This window comes from Amycolatopsis sp. NBC_00355, assembly GCF_036104975.1.
Classification (GTDB): Bacteria; Actinomycetota; Actinomycetes; order Mycobacteriales; family Pseudonocardiaceae; genus Amycolatopsis.
Genome location: NZ_CP107982.1, coordinates 517,318 through 537,323 on the forward strand (window position 1 = coordinate 517,318; position 20,006 = coordinate 537,323).

20 protein-coding genes, 3 tRNA genes and 1 pseudogene are annotated in these 20,006 nt (G+C 72.2%); 22 read left to right on the forward strand and 2 right to left on the reverse strand.

What is annotated here, in order from left to right:
* Positions 1 to 70 precede the first annotated feature (70 nt).
* The 9 genes and pseudogenes from OHS18_RS02045 (at position 71) to OHS18_RS02085 (ending at position 7,471) form a co-directional block, all read left to right on the forward strand.
* On the forward strand, positions 71 to 676 hold the full coding sequence (locus OHS18_RS02045) for a helix-turn-helix domain-containing protein (protein WP_328615687.1): 606 nt from the start codon (positions 71 to 73) through the stop codon (positions 674 to 676).
* 50 nt (positions 677 to 726) lie between these two features.
* Complete coding sequence (locus tag OHS18_RS02050) at positions 727 to 1,893, forward strand: NAD(P)/FAD-dependent oxidoreductase (RefSeq protein ID WP_328615688.1); 1,167 nt, start codon at positions 727 to 729, stop codon at positions 1,891 to 1,893.
* The gene (locus OHS18_RS02055) at positions 1,890 to 2,192 is read left to right on the forward strand and encodes a (2Fe-2S)-binding protein (RefSeq protein ID WP_328615689.1); all 303 of its coding nucleotides are present in this window, start codon (positions 1,890 to 1,892) and stop codon (positions 2,190 to 2,192) included. The genes OHS18_RS02050 and OHS18_RS02055 overlap by 4 nt, the downstream gene beginning before the upstream one ends.
* Positions 2,189 to 2,329 (forward strand): annotated as a pseudogene (locus tag OHS18_RS48490) (FAD-dependent oxidoreductase); the annotation flags it as partial. The gene OHS18_RS02055 and the pseudogene OHS18_RS48490, both read left to right, overlap by 4 nt.
* Before the next feature lie 606 nt (positions 2,330 to 2,935).
* On the forward strand, positions 2,936 to 4,303 hold the full coding sequence (locus OHS18_RS02065; protein ID WP_442875458.1) for an FAD/NAD(P)-dependent oxidoreductase: 1,368 nt from the start codon (positions 2,936 to 2,938) through the stop codon (positions 4,301 to 4,303).
* A complete protein-coding gene (locus OHS18_RS02070; protein WP_328615690.1) occupies positions 4,290 to 5,201 on the forward strand; it encodes a dihydrodipicolinate synthase family protein in 912 nt (303 codons plus the stop codon). Before OHS18_RS02065 ends, OHS18_RS02070 begins: the two co-directional genes overlap by 14 nt.
* Positions 5,201 to 6,202 (forward strand): proline racemase family protein, encoded by a 1,002-nt coding sequence (locus OHS18_RS02075; protein ID WP_328615691.1) that lies wholly within the window; start codon positions 5,201 to 5,203, stop codon positions 6,200 to 6,202. The genes OHS18_RS02070 and OHS18_RS02075 overlap by 1 nt, the downstream gene beginning before the upstream one ends.
* Positions 6,203 to 6,272: 70 nt before the next feature.
* Complete coding sequence (locus tag OHS18_RS02080) at positions 6,273 to 7,115, forward strand: oxidoreductase (protein ID WP_328615692.1); 843 nt, start codon at positions 6,273 to 6,275, stop codon at positions 7,113 to 7,115.
* A 14-nt stretch (positions 7,116 to 7,129) separates the two neighbouring features.
* Complete coding sequence (locus OHS18_RS02085) at positions 7,130 to 7,471, forward strand: nuclear transport factor 2 family protein (protein WP_328615693.1); 342 nt, start codon at positions 7,130 to 7,132, stop codon at positions 7,469 to 7,471.
* On the opposite strand, the gene OHS18_RS02090 is transcribed toward OHS18_RS02085, so the two are convergent.
* Positions 7,462 to 10,686, reverse strand: coding sequence for a TIM-barrel domain-containing protein (locus tag OHS18_RS02090; protein ID WP_328615694.1), 3,225 nt, complete (start codon positions 10,684 to 10,686; stop codon positions 7,462 to 7,464). The genes OHS18_RS02085 and OHS18_RS02090 overlap by 10 nt on opposite strands.
* Before the next feature lie 137 nt (positions 10,687 to 10,823).
* A complete protein-coding gene (locus OHS18_RS02095) occupies positions 10,824 to 11,645 on the reverse strand; it encodes a class I SAM-dependent methyltransferase (RefSeq protein ID WP_328615695.1) in 822 nt (273 codons plus the stop codon).
* A 131-nt stretch (positions 11,646 to 11,776) separates the two neighbouring features.
* On the opposite strand from OHS18_RS02095, the gene OHS18_RS02100 reads away from it, so the two are divergent.
* From OHS18_RS02100 to katG, 13 genes are all read left to right on the forward strand, one after another.
* Positions 11,777 to 12,175, forward strand: a complete 399-nt coding sequence (locus OHS18_RS02100) for an STAS domain-containing protein (protein WP_328456663.1) — start codon at positions 11,777 to 11,779, stop codon at positions 12,173 to 12,175.
* Between the two features lie 366 nt (positions 12,176 to 12,541).
* Positions 12,542 to 12,614: transfer RNA gene (locus OHS18_RS02105), tRNA-Gly, on the forward strand.
* A 30-nt stretch (positions 12,615 to 12,644) separates the two neighbouring features.
* Positions 12,645 to 12,715 (forward strand) — tRNA-Glu (locus OHS18_RS02110).
* 9 nt (positions 12,716 to 12,724) lie between these two features.
* Positions 12,725 to 12,797: transfer RNA gene (locus OHS18_RS02115), tRNA-Leu, on the forward strand.
* Between the two features lie 28 nt (positions 12,798 to 12,825).
* On the forward strand, positions 12,826 to 13,413 hold the full coding sequence (locus tag OHS18_RS02120; RefSeq protein WP_328615696.1) for a Chromate resistance protein ChrB: 588 nt from the start codon (positions 12,826 to 12,828) through the stop codon (positions 13,411 to 13,413).
* Positions 13,410 to 13,832 carry a YkvA family protein gene (locus tag OHS18_RS02125; protein WP_328615697.1) on the forward strand — a complete coding sequence of 141 codons (423 nt, stop codon included), beginning with the start codon at positions 13,410 to 13,412 and terminating at the stop codon, positions 13,830 to 13,832. The genes OHS18_RS02120 and OHS18_RS02125 overlap by 4 nt, the downstream gene beginning before the upstream one ends.
* 103 nt (positions 13,833 to 13,935) lie before the next feature.
* The gene (gene pqqB, locus OHS18_RS02130; RefSeq protein ID WP_328615698.1) at positions 13,936 to 14,859 is read left to right on the forward strand and encodes a pyrroloquinoline quinone biosynthesis protein PqqB; all 924 of its coding nucleotides are present in this window, start codon (positions 13,936 to 13,938) and stop codon (positions 14,857 to 14,859) included.
* The gene (pqqC, locus tag OHS18_RS02135; RefSeq protein ID WP_328456654.1) at positions 14,856 to 15,560 is read left to right on the forward strand and encodes a pyrroloquinoline-quinone synthase PqqC; all 705 of its coding nucleotides are present in this window, start codon (positions 14,856 to 14,858) and stop codon (positions 15,558 to 15,560) included. Before pqqB ends, pqqC begins: the two co-directional genes overlap by 4 nt.
* Entirely contained in the window at positions 15,560 to 15,835 is a 276-nt protein-coding gene (gene pqqD / locus OHS18_RS02140) for a pyrroloquinoline quinone biosynthesis peptide chaperone PqqD (protein WP_328456652.1), read from the forward strand. Before pqqC ends, pqqD begins: the two co-directional genes overlap by 1 nt.
* Complete coding sequence (gene pqqE, locus OHS18_RS02145; protein ID WP_328615699.1) at positions 15,832 to 16,935, forward strand: pyrroloquinoline quinone biosynthesis protein PqqE; 1,104 nt, start codon at positions 15,832 to 15,834, stop codon at positions 16,933 to 16,935. The genes pqqD and pqqE overlap by 4 nt, the downstream gene beginning before the upstream one ends.
* Before the next feature lie 97 nt (positions 16,936 to 17,032).
* Positions 17,033 to 17,131: a pyrroloquinoline quinone precursor peptide PqqA gene (gene pqqA, locus OHS18_RS02150; RefSeq protein WP_328456648.1), complete on the forward strand. Its 99-nt coding sequence runs from the start codon at positions 17,033 to 17,035 to the stop codon at positions 17,129 to 17,131.
* Positions 17,132 to 17,222: 91 nt separating this feature from the next.
* Positions 17,223 to 17,771, forward strand: coding sequence for a manganese efflux pump MntP (locus OHS18_RS02155; protein ID WP_328615700.1), 549 nt, complete (start codon positions 17,223 to 17,225; stop codon positions 17,769 to 17,771).
* A 17-nt stretch (positions 17,772 to 17,788) separates the two neighbouring features.
* A complete protein-coding gene (gene katG, locus OHS18_RS02160) occupies positions 17,789 to 20,005 on the forward strand; it encodes a catalase/peroxidase HPI (protein ID WP_328615701.1) in 2,217 nt (738 codons plus the stop codon).
* The last annotated feature ends 1 nt before the right edge of the window (position 20,006 follow it).

Here is a 20,006-nt window from a genome sequence, read left to right on the forward strand (position 1 = left end):
GACGTTCGATCGGTAAAGCGAACGATTCGCCGGGCCGATCGTACGGTTTGCCGAACGAAAGGGAGCTGCGGTGGAGGACGCGACGCCGTCGATCCGGGACATGCTGGCGGTCAACCTGCGGGCCGCCCGGACGGCTCGCGGGCTCTCGCTGTCCGAGCTGTCGCGCCGGTCGGGGATCGGGAAGGCCACGCTCTCGCAGCTGGAGTCCGGCGGCGGGAACCCGACCATCGAGACGGTGTTCAGCCTGTCCCGGGTGCTCGAGGTGGCCATCTCCGATCTGCTCGACCAGCGCGCGGGCGGGGCGCTCACGGTGGTGCGCGGGGCGGACGTCGAGGTGCTGCGCGGGGAGGGCGTCGACTTGCGCCCGCTGCGCCGGATCGACGCCGGCGACGGGGTCTTCGAGGTCTACGACCAGGTCGTGCGGGGGGACGCGCCGCAGCGGTCGCAGGGGCACGTCGGGATCGAGCACACCATCGTGCAGACCGGCAGCCTGCGCGTCGAGGTGGCCGGCCGGACGGTGGACGCCGGCCCCGGCGACTACGTCGCGTTCGACGCCCGCGAACCGCACTGCTACACCGCGCTGGAGGCACCGGTGCACTCCGTGCTGCTGCTGCAGTACCGCGCGGACGAGCGGCTCGACGGCCGCCCGCACCCGGTGCTCCCGACGGGGCGTTGACACGATCCGTCGGAGAACCTAGCGTTCGGTTTGACGAACGCGGAGGGTCGATGAACGGAACGCGGGTGGTCGTACTCGGGGCCGGGGTCGTCGGTGCCGCGTGCGCCCGGGAGCTGAGCCTGGCCGGCTTCGACGTCGTGGTCGTGGACCGCGGGCGTCCGGCCGGCGGGACCACTTCGCACGGCGAAGGCAACGTGCTCGTCTCCGACAAGGCACCGGGCGCCGAACTCGCGCTCGCGCAGCTGTCGGGCCGGCTGTGGCCGCGCGTCATCGCCGCGATCGCGGCCGAGGACCTGCGGGCCGCGGCCGCGGCGGAGTTCGACGCCAAGGGCGGCATCGTCGTCGCCACCACGCCGGCCGGAGCAACCGCGCTCACGGCGTTCGCCGAGGCGCAGTCGGCGGCAGGCGTCGTCACGAAGTCGTTGTCCGCGGCCGAAGTCGCGGCGCTCGAGCCCGCGCTGACCCGCTCGGTCGTCGCGGCCGTCCACTACCCGGAGGACGCGCAGGTGCAGCCGGCCGGCGCGGCGCTGGCGCTGCTGGGCTCGGCGCTCGCGCACGGCGCGCGGCTGCGGCCGGACACCGAGGTGATCGGCGCGGTCGTGGCGGGCGGGCGGATCACCGGCGTCCGCGTCCCGGGCGAGGTGCTCGACGCCGACGTCGTGGTGAACGCGGCGGGCCCGTGGGCGGGCATCGTGTCGGTGCGGCTCGGCGCCCCGATCGCGGTCCGGCCCCGGCGGGGCGAGGTGCTGGTGACCACGCCGATGCCGGGCGTGGTGTGGCACAAGGTGTACGACGCGGACTACGTCGGCGCGGTCGGGGCCGACAGCGGTGAGCTGCAGACGTCCGCCGTCGTCGAGTCGACGCGGGGCGGCACGGTGCTGATCGGCTCGTCCCGGCGGCAGGTCGGGTTCGACGACGCGCTCCGGCCGGACGTCCTGGGCGCGATCGCGGCCAAGGCGCTGCGCCTGTTCCCGGCGCTGGCGGACGCGGCGGTGATGCGCGCGTACGGCGGGTTCCGGCCGTACGTGGACGACCACCTGCCGGTGCTGGGCCCCGATCCGCGGCTGCCGAACCTGTGGCACGCGACGGGTCACGAAGGAGCGGGCATCGGCCTGAGCGTGGGGACGGCGTTGCTGGTGCGGGAGATGCTGACCGGAGTCTCTCCGTCGTGTCCGGTGGAAGAGTTCACTGTGGACCGTCCGGCGGTGCTGGCATGAGCTTGTTCGCGCGCGGAGCGGACCCGGTGGGCCGCACGGACACGCCGATCCGCGTCACGGTGGACGGCGAGCCCGTGGCGGGCATCGCGGGCCAGACCGTGGCGGGAATCCTGCTGGCGTCGGGCCGGTTGTCGTGGCGCTCCACGCGGTCCGGCGCGCCACGCGGGGTGTTCTGCGGCATCGGTTCGTGCTTCGACTGCGTGCTGACGGTGAACGGCGTCCCGGACGTCCGAGCGTGCCGCCGCCGCGCGGCCGACGGCGACGAGATCCGCACCCAGACCCGGCAGGAGAAGTCATGACCCGCCACGTGGTCGTCATCGGCGCCGGTCCCGCGGGGCTGGCCGCGGCCGAACACGCGCTCCGCGCCGGCGCGGAGGTGACGGTCCTGGACCAGGCCGACGCGCCCGGTGGGCAGTACCACCGGATGCTCCCGGAGGCGTACGAAGCCCGGAACCCGGAGCGGCTCCACCACGGCTGGGCCGATTTCGCCCGCCGGCGGCGGGTTTTGGAGCATCCGCGCTGCACGTGGTGGCCGAACAGCACGGTCTGGGCCCTGGACCACTCCGACGCGGGCACCTTCGCCGCCGGTCGGCCCGGCGGGGATTGCCTGGCTGGGGGTCGCCCTGGTGTGGACAGCGCTGGCGCGGACCACGTCGATGTGGGCACCGTCGTCGCCGGTCGGCCCGGCGTGGATCGCGTGGCTGCGGATCGCCCAGCTGCAGGCAGCCCAGCTGCAGACGGCTCCAGCGCGGATTGCCTGGCTGCGGACGGCCTGGCTGTGGATCGCTCCGGCACGGACCACTCCGGCGCGGGTACCTTCGCCGCGGATCGGCCCAGCGTGGACTGCCTGGCTGCAGGCCGCTCAGCTGCGGACCGCCTGGCTGTGGATCGTCCCGGCGCAGGCCGCCCCGCCGCGGATCGCTCCGCCGCGGATCGCTCCGCCGCGGATCGCTCCGCCGCGGATCGTCCCGCCGCAGACCGCTCCGCCGCAGGCCGCCCCGCCGCGGATCGCTCCGCCGCGGATCGCTCCGGCGCGGACTGCCTGGCTGCAGGCCGCTCAGCTGCGGACCGCCTGGCTGTGGATCGTCCCGGCGCAGGCCGCCGCGCTGCGGATCGTCCCGCCGCAGGCCGCCCCGCCGCAGGCCGCCCCGGCGCGGATCGCTCCGCTGCGGATCGCTCCGGCGTGGATCGCCTGGCTGGGGACCGCTCAGCTGCGGACCGCGTTGCTGCCGACCGCCCCGGGGCGGACCTCGCCGCCGCTGATCGGGCGCCTCGGGTTCATGTGCTTCGTGGTCCCGCCGATGGTTCCGGGCGGGAGCGGCACGTCCTCACCCCCGATGCGCTCGTCCTGGCCACCGGCGCGCACGACCGGACCCTGCCCTTCCCCGGCTGGCAACTCCCCGGCGTCTTCACCGCCGGTGCGGCGCAAGCACTGGCCAAAGGCGAGCGCGTCGCGATCGGGCGCCGGGTGCTCGTCGCCGGGAGCGGGCCGTTCCTGCTGCCCGTCGCCGAGTCCCTGCTGGGCGTCGGGGCCGAGGTGGTCGCGATCCTCGAGGCCAATCCGCCGGCGACTGTCCGCAACGGATGGTCCAGGCGGCCGTGGCGATTGGCGCGGCACCTGACCAAAGCCGCCGAACTCCTCCGTTACGCCGCCACTCTCGCCCGGCATCGCGTGCCCTACCGGATGGGCCGCGCCGTCATCGAAGCCCGGGGGGACGATCGCGTCCGTGAGGTCGTGACCGCCCGGCTGAACCCGGACTGGTCGGTCATCCCCGGTACCGAACGGAGCTACCCGGTCGACGCCGTCTGCGTCGGGCACGGTTTCGTCCCACAGCTCGAACTCGCCGTGGCCGCGGGTTGTCTGCTCGACGACGGCTTCGTGCGCGTCGATCACCACCAGCGCACCACCGCCGCGGGGGTCTTCGCCGCCGGGGAGATCACCGGGATCGGCGGGGCGATCGCCGCCGCGGCGGAAGGGGCCGTCGCGGGACGGCTGGCCGCCGGTGGTGCGCCGGATCGGGGCCTGCGACGGGCCAGGGACCGCACCCGCGAGTTCGCCGAGCGGCTGGCCGAAGCCCACCCCGTCGGGGCCGCGTGGTCCGGGTGGCTGCGGCCCGGCACGATCGTCTGCCGTTGTGAGGAAACCACCGTCGCCGACCTGCAGCGGGCAGCGAGCGATCCGGTCCAGGCCGGTTCACAGGCCCTGAAACTCGGCACCCGCGCCGGGCTCGGACCGTGTCAGGGCCGGATGTGCGGCCCGGCCGTCGCCGAACTCTGCGGCGGGACCGAACGCCACCACCGTCCGATCGCCCAGCCGATCCGGCTGGGCGAACTCGCCGAGCCCGAGCCCGAGCCCGAGCCCGAGCCCGAGCCCGAGCCCGAACCCGAGGAGTCCCATGAGCACCCGTGACCTCGGTGGCGTCATCGTCGCCACCGCGCTGCCCTACCGCCCCGACGACGCGGCCCCCGCCGGCCTCGCCGTCGACTACGACGCCTATGCCGAGCACTGCCGCTGGCTTGTCGCCAACGGCTGCCGTGGTGTCGGGCCGAACGGGTCCCTCGGCGAGTACTCCTCGCTCACCGACGTCGAACGTCGCCGCGTCGCCCGCACCGCGATCGAGGCCGTCGGCGACGACGGCGTCGTGGTCGTCGGCGTGCACGGACCCGGCGCGCACCAGGCCAAGCAGTGGGCCGAAGCCGCCGCCGAGGACGGGGCCGACGGTGTGTTGTGCCTGCCGCCCACGCTCTACCGCGCCAACCGCGGCGAAGTCATCGCCCACTTCGCGGCCGTCGCCTCGGTCGGGCTGCCCGTCATGGTCTACAACAACCCCTTCGACACCAAAGTGGACCTCACGCCCGATCTGCTCGCCGAGATCGCGCAGATCGACAACGTCGTGGCGGTCAAGGAGTTCTCCGGTGACGTCCGGCGTGTGCTGGAGATCCGCGAACGCGCGCCGGAGCTGGCCGTGGTCAGCGGCGCCGACGACGTCGTGCTGGAGAGCCTGCTGATGGGCGCCACCGGCTGGTTCGCCGGCTTCCCGAACGTCTTCCCGGCCGAGTCGGCGCGCCTGTTCGACCTCGCGACCGCCGGCAAGCTCACCGAGGCGAAAGCGCTTTACGAGCCGCTGGTCGCCGCGTTCCGCTGGGACTCGCGCACCGAGTTCGTCCAGGCCATCAAGCTGGGCATGGACCTGGTCGGCCGGTACGGCGGCCCGTGCCGGCCGCCGCGCGGCCCGCTCACCGACGGGAACCGCGAGCAGGTCCGGGAAGACATGCACCGCGCGCTGACCGCGCTGGGCGTGGCGTGATGCGGTCCTCACGCGCGATCACCGCCGTCGACTCGCACACCGAGGGCATGCCGACGCGGGTGGTGACCGGCGGGGTCGCCGTCATCCCGGGCGACACGATGGCCGAACGCCGCCGGTACTTCCTGACGCACCTCGACGACCTGCGGTTGTTCCTGATGAACGAGCCGCGTGGCCATTCCGCGATGAGCGGGGCCATCCTGCAGCCGCCGTGTCACCCGGACGCCGACTGGGGTGTCGTGTACATCGAGGTGTCCGGCTGCCTGCCGATGTGCGGCCACGGCACGATCGGCGTCGCCACCGTGCTGGTCGAGACGGGCATGGTCGAGGTCACCGAGCCGACGACGCTCGTGCGCCTCGACACCCCCGCCGGGCTGGTGCACGCCGAGGTCACCGTGCGCGACGGCCGCGCCGAGCGTGTCAAACTCCGCAACGTGCCGTCGTTCCTGGCCGAGCGCGACGCCGTCGTCGACGTGCCCGGTCTGGGGGAAGTGCGCTACGACCTGGCCTACGGCGGGAACTTCTACGCCATCCTCGAACTGTCCACACTGGACATCCCGTTCGAACGCCGGGAGAAGGAAAGGATCCTGAAGGCCGGACTGTCCATCATGGATGCGATCAACGAGCAGCGGCCGCCGAAGCACCCGGCCGACCCGCTGATCGGCGGCTGCAAGCACGTCCAGTTCCTCGCCCCGGGCTCCGACGCCCGCGCCTCCCGCAACGCCATGGCCATCCACCCCGGCTGGTTCGACCGATCGCCGTGCGGCACCGGCACGTCGGCGCGGATGGCGCAGCTGCACGCCCGCGGCGAGCTGCCGCTGCACACGCCGTTCGAGAACAGCTCGTTCATCGGCACGACGTTCACCGGCGAACTGGTCGCCGAGACCACGGTCGGCGGCGTGCCCGCGGTGGTGCCGGAGTTCTCGGGCCGCGCGTGGATCACCGGCACGGCGACCTACCTGCTCGACCCGGCCGACCCGTTCCCGACGGGGTTCGTCCTGTGAGCTGACGTCCCGACCGTGAAGCTACAGGTGCTATAGTTAGTCCTATAGCGTCTGTAGTGGAGGTGGGTACGTGCGGAACTGGTTCATCACCGGCGGCACGCCGGGCGGGTTCGGCATGGCGTACGCCGAAGCCGCACTCGCGGCGGGCGACCGGGTCGTCCTGACGGCCCGGCGTCCCGAGGAGCTGAAGGAATGGGTGGCGGAGCACGGCGACCGCGCCCACGCGGTGCGGCTCGACGTCACCGAACCGGACGAGGTCCGGCGGGCCGTCGCCGAGGCACGAGCGCACTTCGGCGAGATCGACGTGCTGGTCAACAACGCCGGCCGCGGCTGGTACGGCTCGGTCGAGGGCACCACCGACGACGTCGTGCGGAGCTCGTTCGAGCTGAACTTCTTCTCCGTGGTGACCGTGCTGCGCGCGGTGCTGCCGGGCATGCGCGCCCGCGGCTCCGGCTGGGTCGTCACGATGTCGTCGGCCGCGGGGCTCGACGCCGTCCCGGGCTTCGGTTACTACAGCGCGGCGAAGTTCGCGGTCGAAGGCCTGTCCGACGCGCTGCGCCAAGAGGTCGAGCCGTTCGGGATCAAGGTTCTCCTGGTCGAGCCCGGGGCGTTCCGGACGCACGCCTACGCCGGCTTCTCCGGCGAAGCGGTCCGCGAGACCGTCGACGCCTACGAGCCGCTGCTCGACGCCGTGCGCGCCGCGTTCGTCGAGCAGGACGGGCGTCAGCCGGGCGATCCCGCACGGGGCGTCCGCGCGGTGCTGGCGGCCATGGAACGGCCGGACCCGCCGCACCGGCTCGTCCTCGGCGGCCCGGCCTTCGACAAGGTCACCGCGAAACTGCAGCGCACCCTCGACGCCGTCCGCGCGGACGAGACCGCGTCCCGGGGTGCCGACTTCCCCGGCCTCGTCTAGAAAAGGAGAACATCGTGCTCGCGAACAGCCCGGACGCCGTCCGCGCCTACCTGGCCCTGACGATCGCCGGTGACCGCACCGCCGCGATCGTCGCGTTCGCCGATGACGCCCACGTCACCGACGACGGCGCGAGCCACGACGGCGGCACCGCCGTCCGCGCCTGGCTCGACCGTCCCGCCGGCGGCTACACCTTCACCACGACGCCGCTGTCGGCCCGGTCCACATCGGACACCGAGGCGCTGGTCACCTGCCGCGTCGAAGGGAACTTCCTTGGCGGGCTCGTCGACCTGGAGTACCGGTTCACCCTCGACGAGACCCGCCGCATCACCCGGCTGGTGATCGAACCTCAGCGGTAGGCGAGGGTCACCGGCGCGTGGACGCTCCGCACGGGAAGCGTGACGGTCAGGGCGTGCGTCGCGGCGTCCCATCGGTAGGCGTTGGCCGGCAGCCGGTCACCGCCGACGGTGACCACCTTGGGCGCGGTGGCCCCGAGGAACGTGACCGTCCACCGGCGATCCCGCACCTGGCCCGGGAACGAGCCGTCGGCCGGGTCGATCCGCACCGTGTGCGTAGCCGCGGTGTAGCGGACCTTCGTGGACGCGCTCCGGCCGCTGCTGCCGTTGTCGTCGTAGAGCGTGAAGGTGCTCGAAGTGCCCTCGGCCACGGTGAGCGTCAGCGCGTCGAGCGGGTTGCGGACGTCGTCGGTGACGTTCTTGGTCCGGCTCGGCACCATGCCGCCGGCCTTGACGAACACCGGCATCGTGCTCAGGTCCGTGGTGATCGCCTGGGTCGTCCCGCCGGCGTAGGTCCGGCCGGTGAAGTAGTCCGTCCACCGACCCGGCGGGAACCAGACGTTCGTGGTCGCCGTCGTGCCCGGGGTGGTGACCGGGGCGACCAGCATGTCCGGCCCGTACAGGTATTCGCTGCCGGCCAGCCGGTACGCGTCCGGCTCCTCGGGGTAGTCGAGGTAGAGCGGCCGCGTCACCGGGACGCCGGTCGTGGCCGCCTGCTGGGCGAGCGTGTAGGTGTAGGGCACGAGGTTCTCGCGCAGGTTGAGGAACTTCGTCGCCGACGCCTTCGCCTCGGGCCCGTACTGCCAGGGCAGCCGGTCGCTGTGGTTGCTGTGCAGGCGATCGATCGGCTGGAACGTGCCGAGCTGCACCCAGCGGGCGTACAGGTCGTCCGGCAGCTTCTTGGTGCGCCCGCCGTCGTAGGTCTCGGAGCCGGGCAGGCCGGTGGTGTCGTTGTGCCCGCCGATGTCGTGGCTGACCGCGGACATCCCGGTCGCCGCGGCCTCGCCGGGGGTGTACCCGACCTCCATCCGCAGGGTGCCCCAGGTGGACGACGTGTCGCCGGTGAAGTGGATCGCCGAGCGCTTGTCGGCCCACGGGCCGGTCGGCACGGCGGCCGGGTTGCCGTAGCCGCCCGACTGCAGCGAGCCGTAGGCGCGGGAGATGACGAAGCCCCGGCCGATCGCCCGGTCCGCGTCGTCGGCGTACTGCTGGTTGATCCACGCGTCCGGCGTCACACCGTCCAAAGAGGACTGCGAGCCGTCGCAGCACCAGTTCAGCCACCAGAAGTCCACACCCTGGCGGTCCATCGTCCGGTGCAGGTCCAGGTAGGCCTTCAGCTGGTTCGGGTCGCCCCAGTCGAAGGTGTAGCAGTCGCCGCCGCCTCCGCCGGACCCGCAGTTGGCCGACTTCGTGAGCTTGCCCTTGGCCGTCGCCTGCGCCTGCGCGAACTGCGGGTCGGTGCTGCGGATGCTCGGGTGCGTGTTGAACGTGTTGTGCAGGCCCTGCGAGGCCGACCAGTCGAAGAACGCCTTCGGGTCGGGGAACTTCGCGGGGTCGATCTCCCAGCCGTTCCAGGTGTCGGGCGCCTTGAAGTCGGTGTCGGTGACCAGGACGTCCAGCGGGACGCCCTCGGCGCGGAACCGCGGCAGGATGGTGTTCTCGTAGTCCGCCGCGGTGCGGTCGATGTACTCCGAGTACCAGACGCCGTAGGCCCAGCGGGGGAGCAGCTCCGGCGGCCCGGTGAGGGTGGCCAGGTCGTTCAAGGCCCGCTTGTAGTCGTGCCCGTACCCGAAGACGTAGCCGTCGCGGTACGGCTTCCCGCCGTGGTCACCGCGCGGAGTGGGCTTGCCGGCCCGCTGGTCGTAGACCGCCGAGACGGTGTCGTCGAGGAGGTACCAGCCGTCGCGGTAGAGCAGGCCGGGGACCGTTTTCGGGTCGCCGTTGTCGCCGTTCACACCGTCGAGGCCGCGGCGGTAGCCACCGAGCGCGAGGTGCGGCGCCGGGGCGGGCGCGCCGGCGGGCGTCACCGCGAGGGTGTCGAGGTTGACGTGACAGCTGGCGGGGTCGGGACAGCCGAGGGTGACGTCGTTCGTGCCGGCTTTGAGCGCGATCGGGACGGACGCGGTGCCCCAGGTGTCCCAGTTGTCCGTGGCGGGCAGGGAAAGCACCTGCGTGGCGCCGCCGGCCGAGGCCGTCGCCGTGCGCGTCTGGTGCAGGCCGTCGCCGCCGACGCCGTTGGCGTAGCGGACCTGGAGGGAGTACGTGCCGTCGGCGGGCACGGCGACCACCCGTTGGGTCAGGCTCGAGCCCTGGTTCAGCTCGGCGAGGAAGCCCTGGCCGGCGTACCCGGCGTGGTCGGTCGCGAGCTTCGCCGAACCCGCGGTGCGCGCGGTCTCCGCCTCGCAGTCGACCCCGAAACGGCAGTCCGGCATCGCCTTCGCCGAGGACGGCGGGTAACTCGCGTCCGGAGCCAGGAGCGCGACGCTGTCGACGTTGACGTTGCCCGAATCCGCGGCCGTGCGCGTCAGGGTGACCGTGTGCCGGCCCGCGGCCAGCTGCAGCGGGACGGACGCCACGCTCCACGTGTCCCAGTCCGCGGTCACCGGCAGGGAAACGGTCCGGCCCGTACCGCCGTCGACCGACAGGGACAGGGTCCGCGTGACGTGCTGGCCGTCCCCGGCGACGGCGTTGGCGTACCGGGCGTCGAAGCGGTACGCGCCGGCCGTGGCGACGTCCACCTCGGCGGACAGCGAGTTGCCGGTGCCTTCGAACCCGGCCACAAAACCGCCGCCGGTGTACCCGGTGTGGTCCGAGGCGACGGCCAGCCCGCTGTACGGGAGGTCTTCGGCCTCGCACAGGGCGCCGACGGCGCACGTGAGGCGCTGCCACGGCGTCGAGGTCACCGGCGCCGGCCCGGCGTTCTCCTGCACGACGAGGTTTTGCGCGGTGAACGGGCCCGAACCCAGCTGGTACCGCAGGGTGACCGCGCTCGTCCGGATCGTCAGCCAGCCGCCCGAGGTGGTGGAGCTGAACGACGTCGGCGCGAACGCGTCGCGGCCGATCGCGGTGAAGGTGGGTCGGTCGAGGAACTTGCCGTCGGCGGCGTACTCGGTCCGGATCAGGGTCGGTGAGAGCACCTGGAACCGCGCGTCGCCCGCGGACACCGTCCGCGGCCGGGAGGTGCCGGCCGCGGGACCCGATCCCGCCACCGTCAACGCCGCCACCGTGCTCAGGACCGCGACGACCGCGCAAGACCTACGCCAACCGTTCGATGCCAACGGGCTGCTCCGTTCCCGGGACCGCTTACAACGTTGTAAATCAGGTGGTGGTGATCAGAGCACAGGCGTTCGACGGCTGTCCAGAGCCGACCGGGGATGTGTCCGGCGATCTGGCCGGACGCCTTGCTCCGAACGGCTCAAGGCCGCCAGAGGTCGACGGCGATCTCCTGCAGCCGCTCGCTGAACGTCCCGTCCGGGCTCGCTTCGCGCAGCAGTTCTCGCAGCTCGGCCTCGAACGCGTCGCGCCGGTCACCGAACAGGTGCGGCGCCGAGCTGGACAGCGAGAAGACCGCGGCGACGACGTCGTCGGCGGTCCTGGTGACGACCCGGCCCGGGACCTCGAACCGCCGCGGGCCGCGGAAGCCGGCCGCCCGGTAGATCTCCGTCTCACCTGAGGCCGTGCCGTCGGGCAGCACGCCCTGGCCCGCACGCCGGACCGGGCCGAGGTACCGCCGCACCAGGTCCGCGATCGCGTCGTGCGGCGGCGCCAGGTCGCCGGGATCGACGCCCTGGTGCGTCGCGGCGTGGACGTGGGCGCAGGCACCCCCGGCGGCCAGCATGCCGCGCACGGCCGCCGCGACCTTCGGGCGGTCCAGCCAGTGGAACGACTGGGCGAAGGTGACCAGCCGGAATTCGCCCAGGCCCGCCGGCAGCTCCTCCGCGCGCCGGTGCAGCCACCGGCAGTTGCCGATTCCCGCGTCCGCCGCGAGCCGGGCCGCCTCGGCGAGCATGTCCGGGTCGGCGTCGAGGCCGACGGACTCCTCGAACCTGCCGGTCAGGAGCAAGGTCAGCGAGCCGGGCCCGCAGCCGACGTCGAGCAGGCGGCCCGAGCCGTCCAGCCCCAGTTCGGTCGTGAACGCCTCCGCGAGGGCGTCCGGATAAGCGGCGCGGCCGCGCGCGTAATACGCGGCGCTGCCGGAATACAGCGACGGATCCCAGGTCCAGCTACCGGCGGTCACGATGTGCAGCATAGAGCGACCGATCCCACCCGGATAGCGCGTTTCCCCGCCCGAGGTTTGGGTATCAAGATCCCGTCCTTGATCAGCTCCCCGCGACGCCGGCCCGCCGGCGCGGAAGGCCTGCCGAACCCGTGTCCCCTCAGCTACCGATCCCCGTCCCGGGCGCCCGCCCCCTCGCGGCGCGCCGGACGGAGTACCGACCCGGCCTGTCGATCCTGACGTTCGCCGGCGAGATCGACGCCTTGACCGTCCCGATCCTCGAGCGCGAGCTGCGGGACACCCCGCCGGGCACGACGCTGGTGGATCTCAGCCAGATCGCGTTCGTCGGCCTCGCCGGCGCCCGCGCGCTGGCGGCGGCCGCCGAACAGGCCGGCGCCGAAGGGCGGCATTTCGGGCTGGTGGCGAGCGGCCGGACGCTCGCGCGGCTGTTCCGCATCACGGGCCTGGCCGCGGGTGTCCCGATGTTCGCGTCGTTGTCCGACGCGTTGCGGGAACTGCTCGCCGCCGGACTCCGGGACGCCGCCGGATAACCGCGCGCATTCCGCGCCGGAATAACCGATTGACGCCCCGGCGGGGCCGGGTCATAGTTCTGGAACACGAACTCGAGGAGTGGTCATGGCGAGCATGCGGGAACGCGGCACGCGGCAGCACGCCGCGACGCATCGGTCCTGGCTGCTCGCTTGCCTATGGCAGGCCCGCCTTCTGGGCGGTCCGGGCTCCCCGCCCTGACGTGCACTCGTCGGGACACGGGAGCCGCCCATCGGGAAACCGATCCGGGCGGCTTCTCTTTTTCGTGCACCGGAAAACAATTCCTTATCGGCGAGCTGAGGCAGCGGAACGGCCTCCAAAACCGTATCCAGGGGGTTCGATACCTCCCGCCGGTGCGCAGGTGATCCGCGGTCGTGGTGAACTCGGCGGACACGTCGGTCCTCCGAACCGAAGCAGAGGGTTCGATGCCCTCCGACCGCTCCGCCGGCCCCCTAGTGGGTGCCGGACCAAGCCCGATGCGGCTGACGGCAGGCCGCCGCGTTTTCACCGCGGAGGACAGGGTTCGACTCCCTGATCGGGTACGCAAGCACGCCCCTGTAGCCCAACGGAAGAGGCAACGCGCTCAGAACGCGTCCAGTCCAGGTTCGAATCCTGGTGGGGGTACTGGTGTTACGGGCGTAACATCCGCAGGATGGGTGTCGAACCCGGTGACCGGGGCTGGTTGCTGATCAGCGTGTCGACCGCCGGCGCGCCCGACTCGCTGCGCGTGCAGGTCTGGCGCAAGCTCCGGTCCCTCGGCGCGCTCTACCTGCAGCAGTCGGTGTGCCTGCTGCCCGCCCGCCCCGAGGTGGTGCGGGAGATCCGTGGCCTGGCCGACCGGGTTCGCCACCAGGGCGGCACCGCGCGGGTGCTGTCGATGACCTTCACCGATCCGGCCGAGGAAGAGGCCGTGATCGCGGAGTTCGACGCCGCCCGCGACGTCGAGTACGGCGAAGTCCTCGAGCGGCTCCCCGCGCTGCGCCGGGAACTCGCCGACGAACGGGCCCGTGGCAACCTCACCTACGCCGAAGTCGAGGAGTCCGAGGCCGACCTGCAGCGGTTCCGGAGCTGGCTGGACAAGATCGCCGCCCGCGACCACTTCGCCGCACCGGGTGGCCAGGACGCCCGCAACGCAGTCGACGAGGCCGCTGCCGCACTCGCCGACTTCGAAGAAGCCGCCCTCCAGTCCGAAGCCCCCGCCCAGCCGGCACCCCGGCTCCGCGCCGCCGACCGACCGTGACCGGCTCGGTCTGGGGGGACCTGCTGATCGGCGTCGCCCTCGCGCTCGTGCTGGCCTGGCTCGCGCTGATCGTCGCGCTCGTCCTCGTCCGGCCGCGGGGCGGGCTCCTGCGCGAGGCCCTGCGGCTGCTGCCCGACGTGCTGCGGCTCATCCGGCGCCTGGCCGCGGACCCCACGCTGCCCCGCGGCGTCCGGATCCGGCTCGGCCTCCTGCTGGTCTACCTCGCCATGCCCGTCGACCTGATCCCCGACTTCATCCCGGTGCTCGGCCACGCCGACGACGCCATCATCGTCGTGGCCGTCCTGCGCGGCGTCGTCCGCCGGGCGGGGCTCGACGCGGTGCGCGCCCACTGGCCCGGCACCGACGACGGTTTCGCCGCCGCGGCCCGCCTGGCCGGAATCCGGACCTCGGCGGGCTGAGCGGCCAGCGCGGCCCGCTCGTGAGGGGACGGTCGCCGTTCGTCCGTGATCCGGCACCGGTCGTGCGTGATCGGTTGCCAGGTCCGGCGCGGGGCGATGAAGGTTGCGGGAGAAAGCCGAGCTCGGGAGGGACATGTTCGTTCACTGTCTCGGAGTCGCGGCCGGCGGCGGCTATCCGCAGTGGAACTGCGCGTGCGCCGGCTGCCGGAAGGCTCGTGCCAAGCCCGAGGTCGCGACGACCCACGCCGGGATCGCGGTCTCCGGAACCGGTGAGCGGTGGTTCCTGCTGAACGCGACCCCGGACGTCCACCACCAGATCGCGGCGGATCCCGCGCTGCACCCGGGTCCGGAAGTCCGGGAAACGCCGGTGGCCGGGGTGCTCCTGACGGACGCGGAGTTCGATCACACGATCGGCCTGCTGGTGCTGCGGGAGGGGTCGGCGCTGACCGTGTACGGGACGGCCCCCGTGCTCGAAGCCCTGACGTCGTCCTTCCCGGTCCGGGACCTGCTGAGCGACTACGCGGACCTCTCCTGGTCCCGCCTCGAAACCGGCCTGCCCTTGGACCTGGACGACCGGTTGCGCGTGACCGCCTTCCCGACCGGGTCCAAAGCGCCTCGTTATGTCGGGCGTCCCTGCGAGTCGGCCGAGTGGGAGGTGGGCTTCCGCCTGGAAGACCGGGTGACGGGCGGAACCGTGGTGTACGCGCCGACGCTGCCCCGGTGGGACGCGGCGTTCGCCGAGCAGGTGGCGACGGCCGACTGCGTCTTCCTGGACGGTACATTTTGGACGGACGACGAAATGTCCGGCCAGGGCGCGGGAAACCGGACCGGGCGCTCGATGGGGCACCTGCCCGTCGGCGGGGCCGACGGCTCCGCTCGCGCGCTGGCCGCGCTGCCCGCGACCCGGAAGATCTACACGCACATCAACAACACCAACCCGATTCTCGACGACGAGTCCCCGGAGCGGCGCCGGCTGACGGACCTGGGCATCGAGGTCGGCCGAGCCGGCTTGGAGGTGGAAGTGTGAACGCCTGGTCCTCGGAAGGGACGGAGGAGTTCGAAGCGCGGCTGCGGTCGATCGGGGAGAAGCGGTACCACCACCTGCACCCGTTCAACGAACGCATGCACGCGGGCTCGCTGACCGAGGAGGAATTCCGGGGGTGGGTGCGGAATCGTTTCTACTACCAGGTGAACCTGCCGGTGAAGGACGCGTTCATCCTGACCAAGCTCCCCGGCCGGGAAGACCGGCGCCGGTGGATCCGGCGCATCATCGACCACGACGGGCGCACCGGGGACGAGGGCGGCCTCGAGAAGTGGGTACGCCTGGGCGAAGCCGTCGGGTTGACCCGCGAGCAGCTGTTCGACAACGACACGGTGCTGCCCGGCGTGCGCTTCGCCGTGGACGCCTACGTGGACTTCTGCCGCCGGCGGCCGTGGCTGGAATCCGTGGCGTCCGCGCTGACCGAGCTGTTCGCGCCGGATCTGCTCAGCCGCCGGATCACCGACGTCGAGCACCACTACCCGTGGATCGCGCCGGAAGGCCTGGACTACTTCCGGGCCCGGCTCACCCAGCAGCCGAAGGACATCGCGCACCTGCTCGACCTGGTGCTCGGCCACGCGAAAACCCGGGAGCAGCAGGACGCCTGCGCCCGGGCGCTGGAGTTCAAGTGCGACGTCCTCTGGAGCCTGCTCGACGCCGTGCAGCTCGCCTACGGCAAGAGTTCGTGATGGACGTCGACGATCTGACGGCCACGCCACGGCTGGCCACCAAGGCGATGCTCAAGCACGACAGCGTCCGGGACGTGGAGCTGCTCCTGCTGCCCGAGAGGGTGGTGCTCCTGAACAAGTCCGGGGCGGCGATCCTGGGACTCTGCGACGGCAGCCGGACGGTGCGGCAGCTGGTCGAGAGGCTCGAGCACGACTTCGAGGCGACCGACCTCGCAGGCGACGTCATGGCGTTCCTCCAGGACGCCAGCGGACGCGGCTGGGTGGTGGTCACATGACCGGGCCGCCGCCGCCCTACGGCCTGCTGGCCGAGGTCACCCACCGGTGCCCGCTGCACTGCGTCTACTGCTCGAACCCCTTGGCACTGCTCGACAGGCAGGACGAGCTCACCACCGGGCACTGGCTGCGGGTGCTCGGCGAAGCGGCCGAGCTGGGTGTCCTGCAGGTCCACTTTTCGGGCGGGGAACCGCTCGTCCGCGGCGATCTGGAGACGCTGGTCGCCGAGTGCCGCCGCCTCGGCCTGTACACGAACCTGATCACCAGCGGCCTCGGGCTCACCGAGCGCCGCGCGGAATCGCTCGTCGCGGCGGGGCTCAACAGCGCCCAGCTGAGCATCCAGGGCGACGCCGCCGAAGCGACGGATCTGATCGCGGCGAGCAAACGCTTCGACAAGAAGGAAGCGGCCGCGCGCGTCATCCGCGACGCCGGGCTGCCGCTGAACATGAACGTCGTCCTGCACCGGCTGAACCTGGGCCGGCTGGACGCGATCATCGACGTCTGCGTGAAGTGGGGCGCCGAGCGGCTGGAGCTAGCCAACACCCAGTACTACGGCTGGGCGCTGCGCAACCGCGAACCGCTGATGCCGAGCAAGGCCCAGCTGGACGAGGCGGTCGGCGTCTACACACGCCGGAAGGCCGAGCTGGCGGAGCAGCTGGAGCTGCTCTGGATCCTCCCGGACTACTACGAGACCTACCCCAAGCCGTGCATGGGGGGCTGGGCGCGCACGGCGCTGACCGTCGCCCCGGACGGCGTGGCCTACCCCTGTCCGGTGGCCGCCGGGATCACGACGCTGGAGTTCCCCTCGGTGCGCGACCACGATCTCGCGTGGATCTGGACGAAGTCCGCCGCGTTCGAGGCGTTCCGGGGCACGGACTGGATGCCCGACCCGTGCCGGAGCTGCCCGCGCAAAGAGCTGGATTTCGGCGGCTGCCGGTGCCAGGCCTTCGCGTTGACCGGCGACGCGGCACGCACCGACCCGGTGTGCCGGCACTCGCCGGACCACCACCTGGTGCAGGATGCCGTGCTGCGGGCCAACCAGGAGGACCCCGGCGGGCAGCTCGTCCACCGCCGGCCGACGGTTCCGGCGCGCGAGCGGTAGTCCCATTCGTGGGTGCCGGGGCGCCGTTCGGCACCGATTGCCGACCGCTGGTCCAAGATCGGTTGTAGCACCTCCGTCGAATCCCAGATGCTCTTCGATGTCCGCGGAAGAGGAGGAAGACATGGAATGGGAAACTCCGGAGTACACGATCGTCGAGGTGTGCGCTGAGGTCACCGGCTACTTCTACCGGGGCTGACAGCAGAGTCCCCGTGTCGGCGTAAGGCCCCGGCTCCCGGAATCCGACCGGGGCCTTCCGCCACCCTGGTCCTTCTCCCGAGGTGGTTCCGGTGACGCTCGAATTCCTTCCGCTGATCGCTCTTGCCTTCGGGCTCAGTCTCGACAACTTCCGCTCGTCGATCGCCATCGGCACCATCCCGTTCGGCTGGCGGCGTGCTCTGCAGGTGGCCCTCGTCTTCGGCGTGTGGGACGCGGTGGGGCCGCTGCTGGGCGGATTCCTCGGTCACTTCCTGGGCGACTTCCTCGGTGACTGGGCCGAGTACATCGGGGCGGCCGCGCTCGGGTTGTACGGGGTGTACTTCATCGTCGGGGCGATCCGGCACCCGGAGCCGGAAGACATGGACCACCCGTGGGTGACGCTCTTCGGGATGCCGCTTTCGCTGACCGTCGACAACTTCATCGCCGGAGCGGGCCTGGGCATCGCCGGGTTCTCCCTCGTGGTCCCGATGCTGGCCTTCGGGGCCATGACCGTGGTCATGTCGTTCGCCGGCCTGTACGTGGGGCGGCTGGCGGCCAGGGTCGTCCGGGTCCGGTCCGACCTGTTCAGCGGGATCTCGCTGGTCGGCGCGGCGATCCTGCTGCCGCTGGCCTTCGGCTGAACCGTCGGTGACACCGGATGCCCGAGAATCCCGATACCCACGTCTACCGCACCTACGACCAGGTCCTGGACGAGACCCGGCAGCCGCGGCGGCGGAACCCGCCGGTGGCGAGCGGCGACGCCAACGACTGGTGGCCGCACCGGGTCGACCTGACGGCCCTGCACCGGCGCCGGCCCGCGGACTTCGACTACGCCGCGGAATTCGCGACCGTGGATCTCGGCGAACTGGCGCGGGACGTCGACGAAGTGCTGACGACGTCCCAGGACTGGTGGCCCGCCGAATTCGGGCACTACGGCCCGCTCGTGCTGCGCATGGCCTGGCACGCCGCGGGTACCTACCGCGTCAGCGACGGCCGAGGTGGTGCCGCTGCCGGTATGCAACGCTTCGCCCCGCTGAACAGCTGGCCGGACAACCGCAACCTCGACAAGGCGCGCCGGTTGCTGTGGCCGGTGAAGAAGAAGTACGGCCGCCGGATCTCCTGGGCCGACCTGATGGTCTTCGCCGGCAACCGGGCGCTGGAGTCCATGGGCTTCCGGACCTTCGGGTTCGGCGGTGGCCGGGCCGAGGTGTGGGGGCCCGACGAGACTTACTGGGGCCCGGAACGCAAGTGGCTGGCCGAAGAGCGCTACAGCGGCCTGCGCGAGCTCGACGAGCCGCTGGCCGCCACCGAGATGGGGCTGATCTACGTCGACCCGCAGGGCCCGGCCACCAATCCCGACCCGCGGCTCGCCGCCCGCGACATCCGGGAGACCTTCAAGCGGATGGGGCTGGGCGACGAGGAGACGGTGGCGCTCATCGCGGGCGGGCACACCTTCGGCAAGACCCACGGCCCCGCGGACCCGGTGACCTGCGGGCCCGAACCCGAGGCCGCGCCGCTCACCGCGCAGGGCCTGGGCTGGACCGGCCGGTACGGCAGCGGCGTCGCCGCGGACACGGTCACCAGCGGGCTGGAGGGGATGTGGACGCGCACGCCCGCCCGGTGGGACCACACGTTCTTCGAGACGCTCTTCGAGTACCAGTGGGACGTCGAGCTCAGCCCGGCGGGCCTGTGGCAGTGGATCCCGGCCGACGGCGGTGGCGAGGGCACCGTGCCGGACCCCTTCGACCCGGACGTGAAACACCACCCGGTCATGCTCACCACGGACCTCTCGTTGCAGGAGGACCCGGTCTACGCGGCGATTTCGCGGCGGTTCCTGGAACACCCGGACCAGTTCGAGGACGCGTTCGCGCGGGCCTGGTTCAAGCTGACCCACCTCGACCTGGGCCCGCGCCGGCGGTACCTGGGGGCGCTCGTCCCGGCCGAACGGCTGATCTGGCAGGACCCGGTGCCGGCCGTGGACCACGCGCTGGTGGACGCCGGCGACGTCGCCGCCCTCAAACGCGAGATCCTCGGCTCCGGCCTGACCATCACGCAGCTCGTGGCGACGGCGTGGGCGTCGGCCTCGACCTACCGCGACAGCGACAAACGCGGCGGGGCGAACGGCGCGCGGATCCGGCTCGAACCGCAGCGCGGCTGGCCGGTCAACGAGCCCGCGCAGCTGAACGTCGTCCTGCCCGCGCTGGAGACGATCCAGGAGCGGTTCAACGCCGTCCAGCCGGGGGACAAGCGGATTTCGATGGCCGACCTGATCGTGCTCGGCGGGTGTGCCGCGGTGGAGCAGGCCGCCGCGGCCGGTGGCCACGAGGCCGACGTCCCGTTCCGCCCCGGGCGCACCGACGCGACGCAGGAATGGACCGACGTCGAGTCGTTCGGCGCGTTGCAACCCTGGGCGGACGGCTTCCGGAACCACCTGCGCGACGGCTTCCGGCTGCCACCGGAGCACCTGCTGGTCGACCGGGCGAACCTGCTGACCTTGAGCGCACCCGAGATGACGGTGCTGCTCGGCGGGCTGCGGGCGCTCGGCGTCACCCACCGGCGTTCTCCGGTGGGCGTGCTGACTTCGACGCCGGGGTCGTTGACGAACGACTTCTTCGTCACCCTGCTGGACATGGCGACGGTGTGGACACCGCAGCGGGGCGGGGACAGGTGGAGCGCGATCTACGAGGGCCGCGACCGGGGCACCGGGGAGGTGAAGTGGACCGCGAGCCGGATCGACCTCCTCTTCGGCTCGCACTCCGAACTGAGAGCGCTTTCGGAGGTCTACGCGAGTGACGACGCGGGCGGGAAGTTCGTCCGGGACTTCGTCGCGGCGTGGGTGAAGGTGATGGAACTCGACCGGTTCGACCTGCGGTGAA

Bases quoted from the DNA above. Each gene is read 5' to 3' on its own strand.
- katG (WP_328615701.1), top strand. From the start codon at position 17,789: ATGCCCGAGAATCCCGATACCCACGTCTACCGCACCTACGACCAGGTC.
- OHS18_RS02075 (WP_328615691.1), top strand. From the start codon at position 5,201: ATGCGGTCCTCACGCGCGATCACCGCCGTCGACTCGCACACCGAGGGC.
- OHS18_RS02070 (WP_328615690.1), top strand. From the start codon at position 4,290: ATGAGCACCCGTGACCTCGGTGGCGTCATCGTCGCCACCGCGCTGCCC.
- pqqA (WP_328456648.1), top strand. From the start codon at position 17,033: ATGTCCGCGGAAGAGGAGGAAGACATGGAATGGGAAACTCCGGAGTAC.
- OHS18_RS02055 (WP_328615689.1), top strand. From the start codon at position 1,890: ATGAGCTTGTTCGCGCGCGGAGCGGACCCGGTGGGCCGCACGGACACG.
- OHS18_RS02120 (WP_328615696.1), top strand. From the start codon at position 12,826: ATGGGTGTCGAACCCGGTGACCGGGGCTGGTTGCTGATCAGCGTGTCG.
- pqqD (WP_328456652.1), top strand. From the start codon at position 15,560: ATGGACGTCGACGATCTGACGGCCACGCCACGGCTGGCCACCAAGGCG.
- OHS18_RS02050 (WP_328615688.1), top strand. From the start codon at position 727: ATGAACGGAACGCGGGTGGTCGTACTCGGGGCCGGGGTCGTCGGTGCC.
- pqqE (WP_328615699.1), top strand. From the start codon at position 15,832: ATGACCGGGCCGCCGCCGCCCTACGGCCTGCTGGCCGAGGTCACCCAC.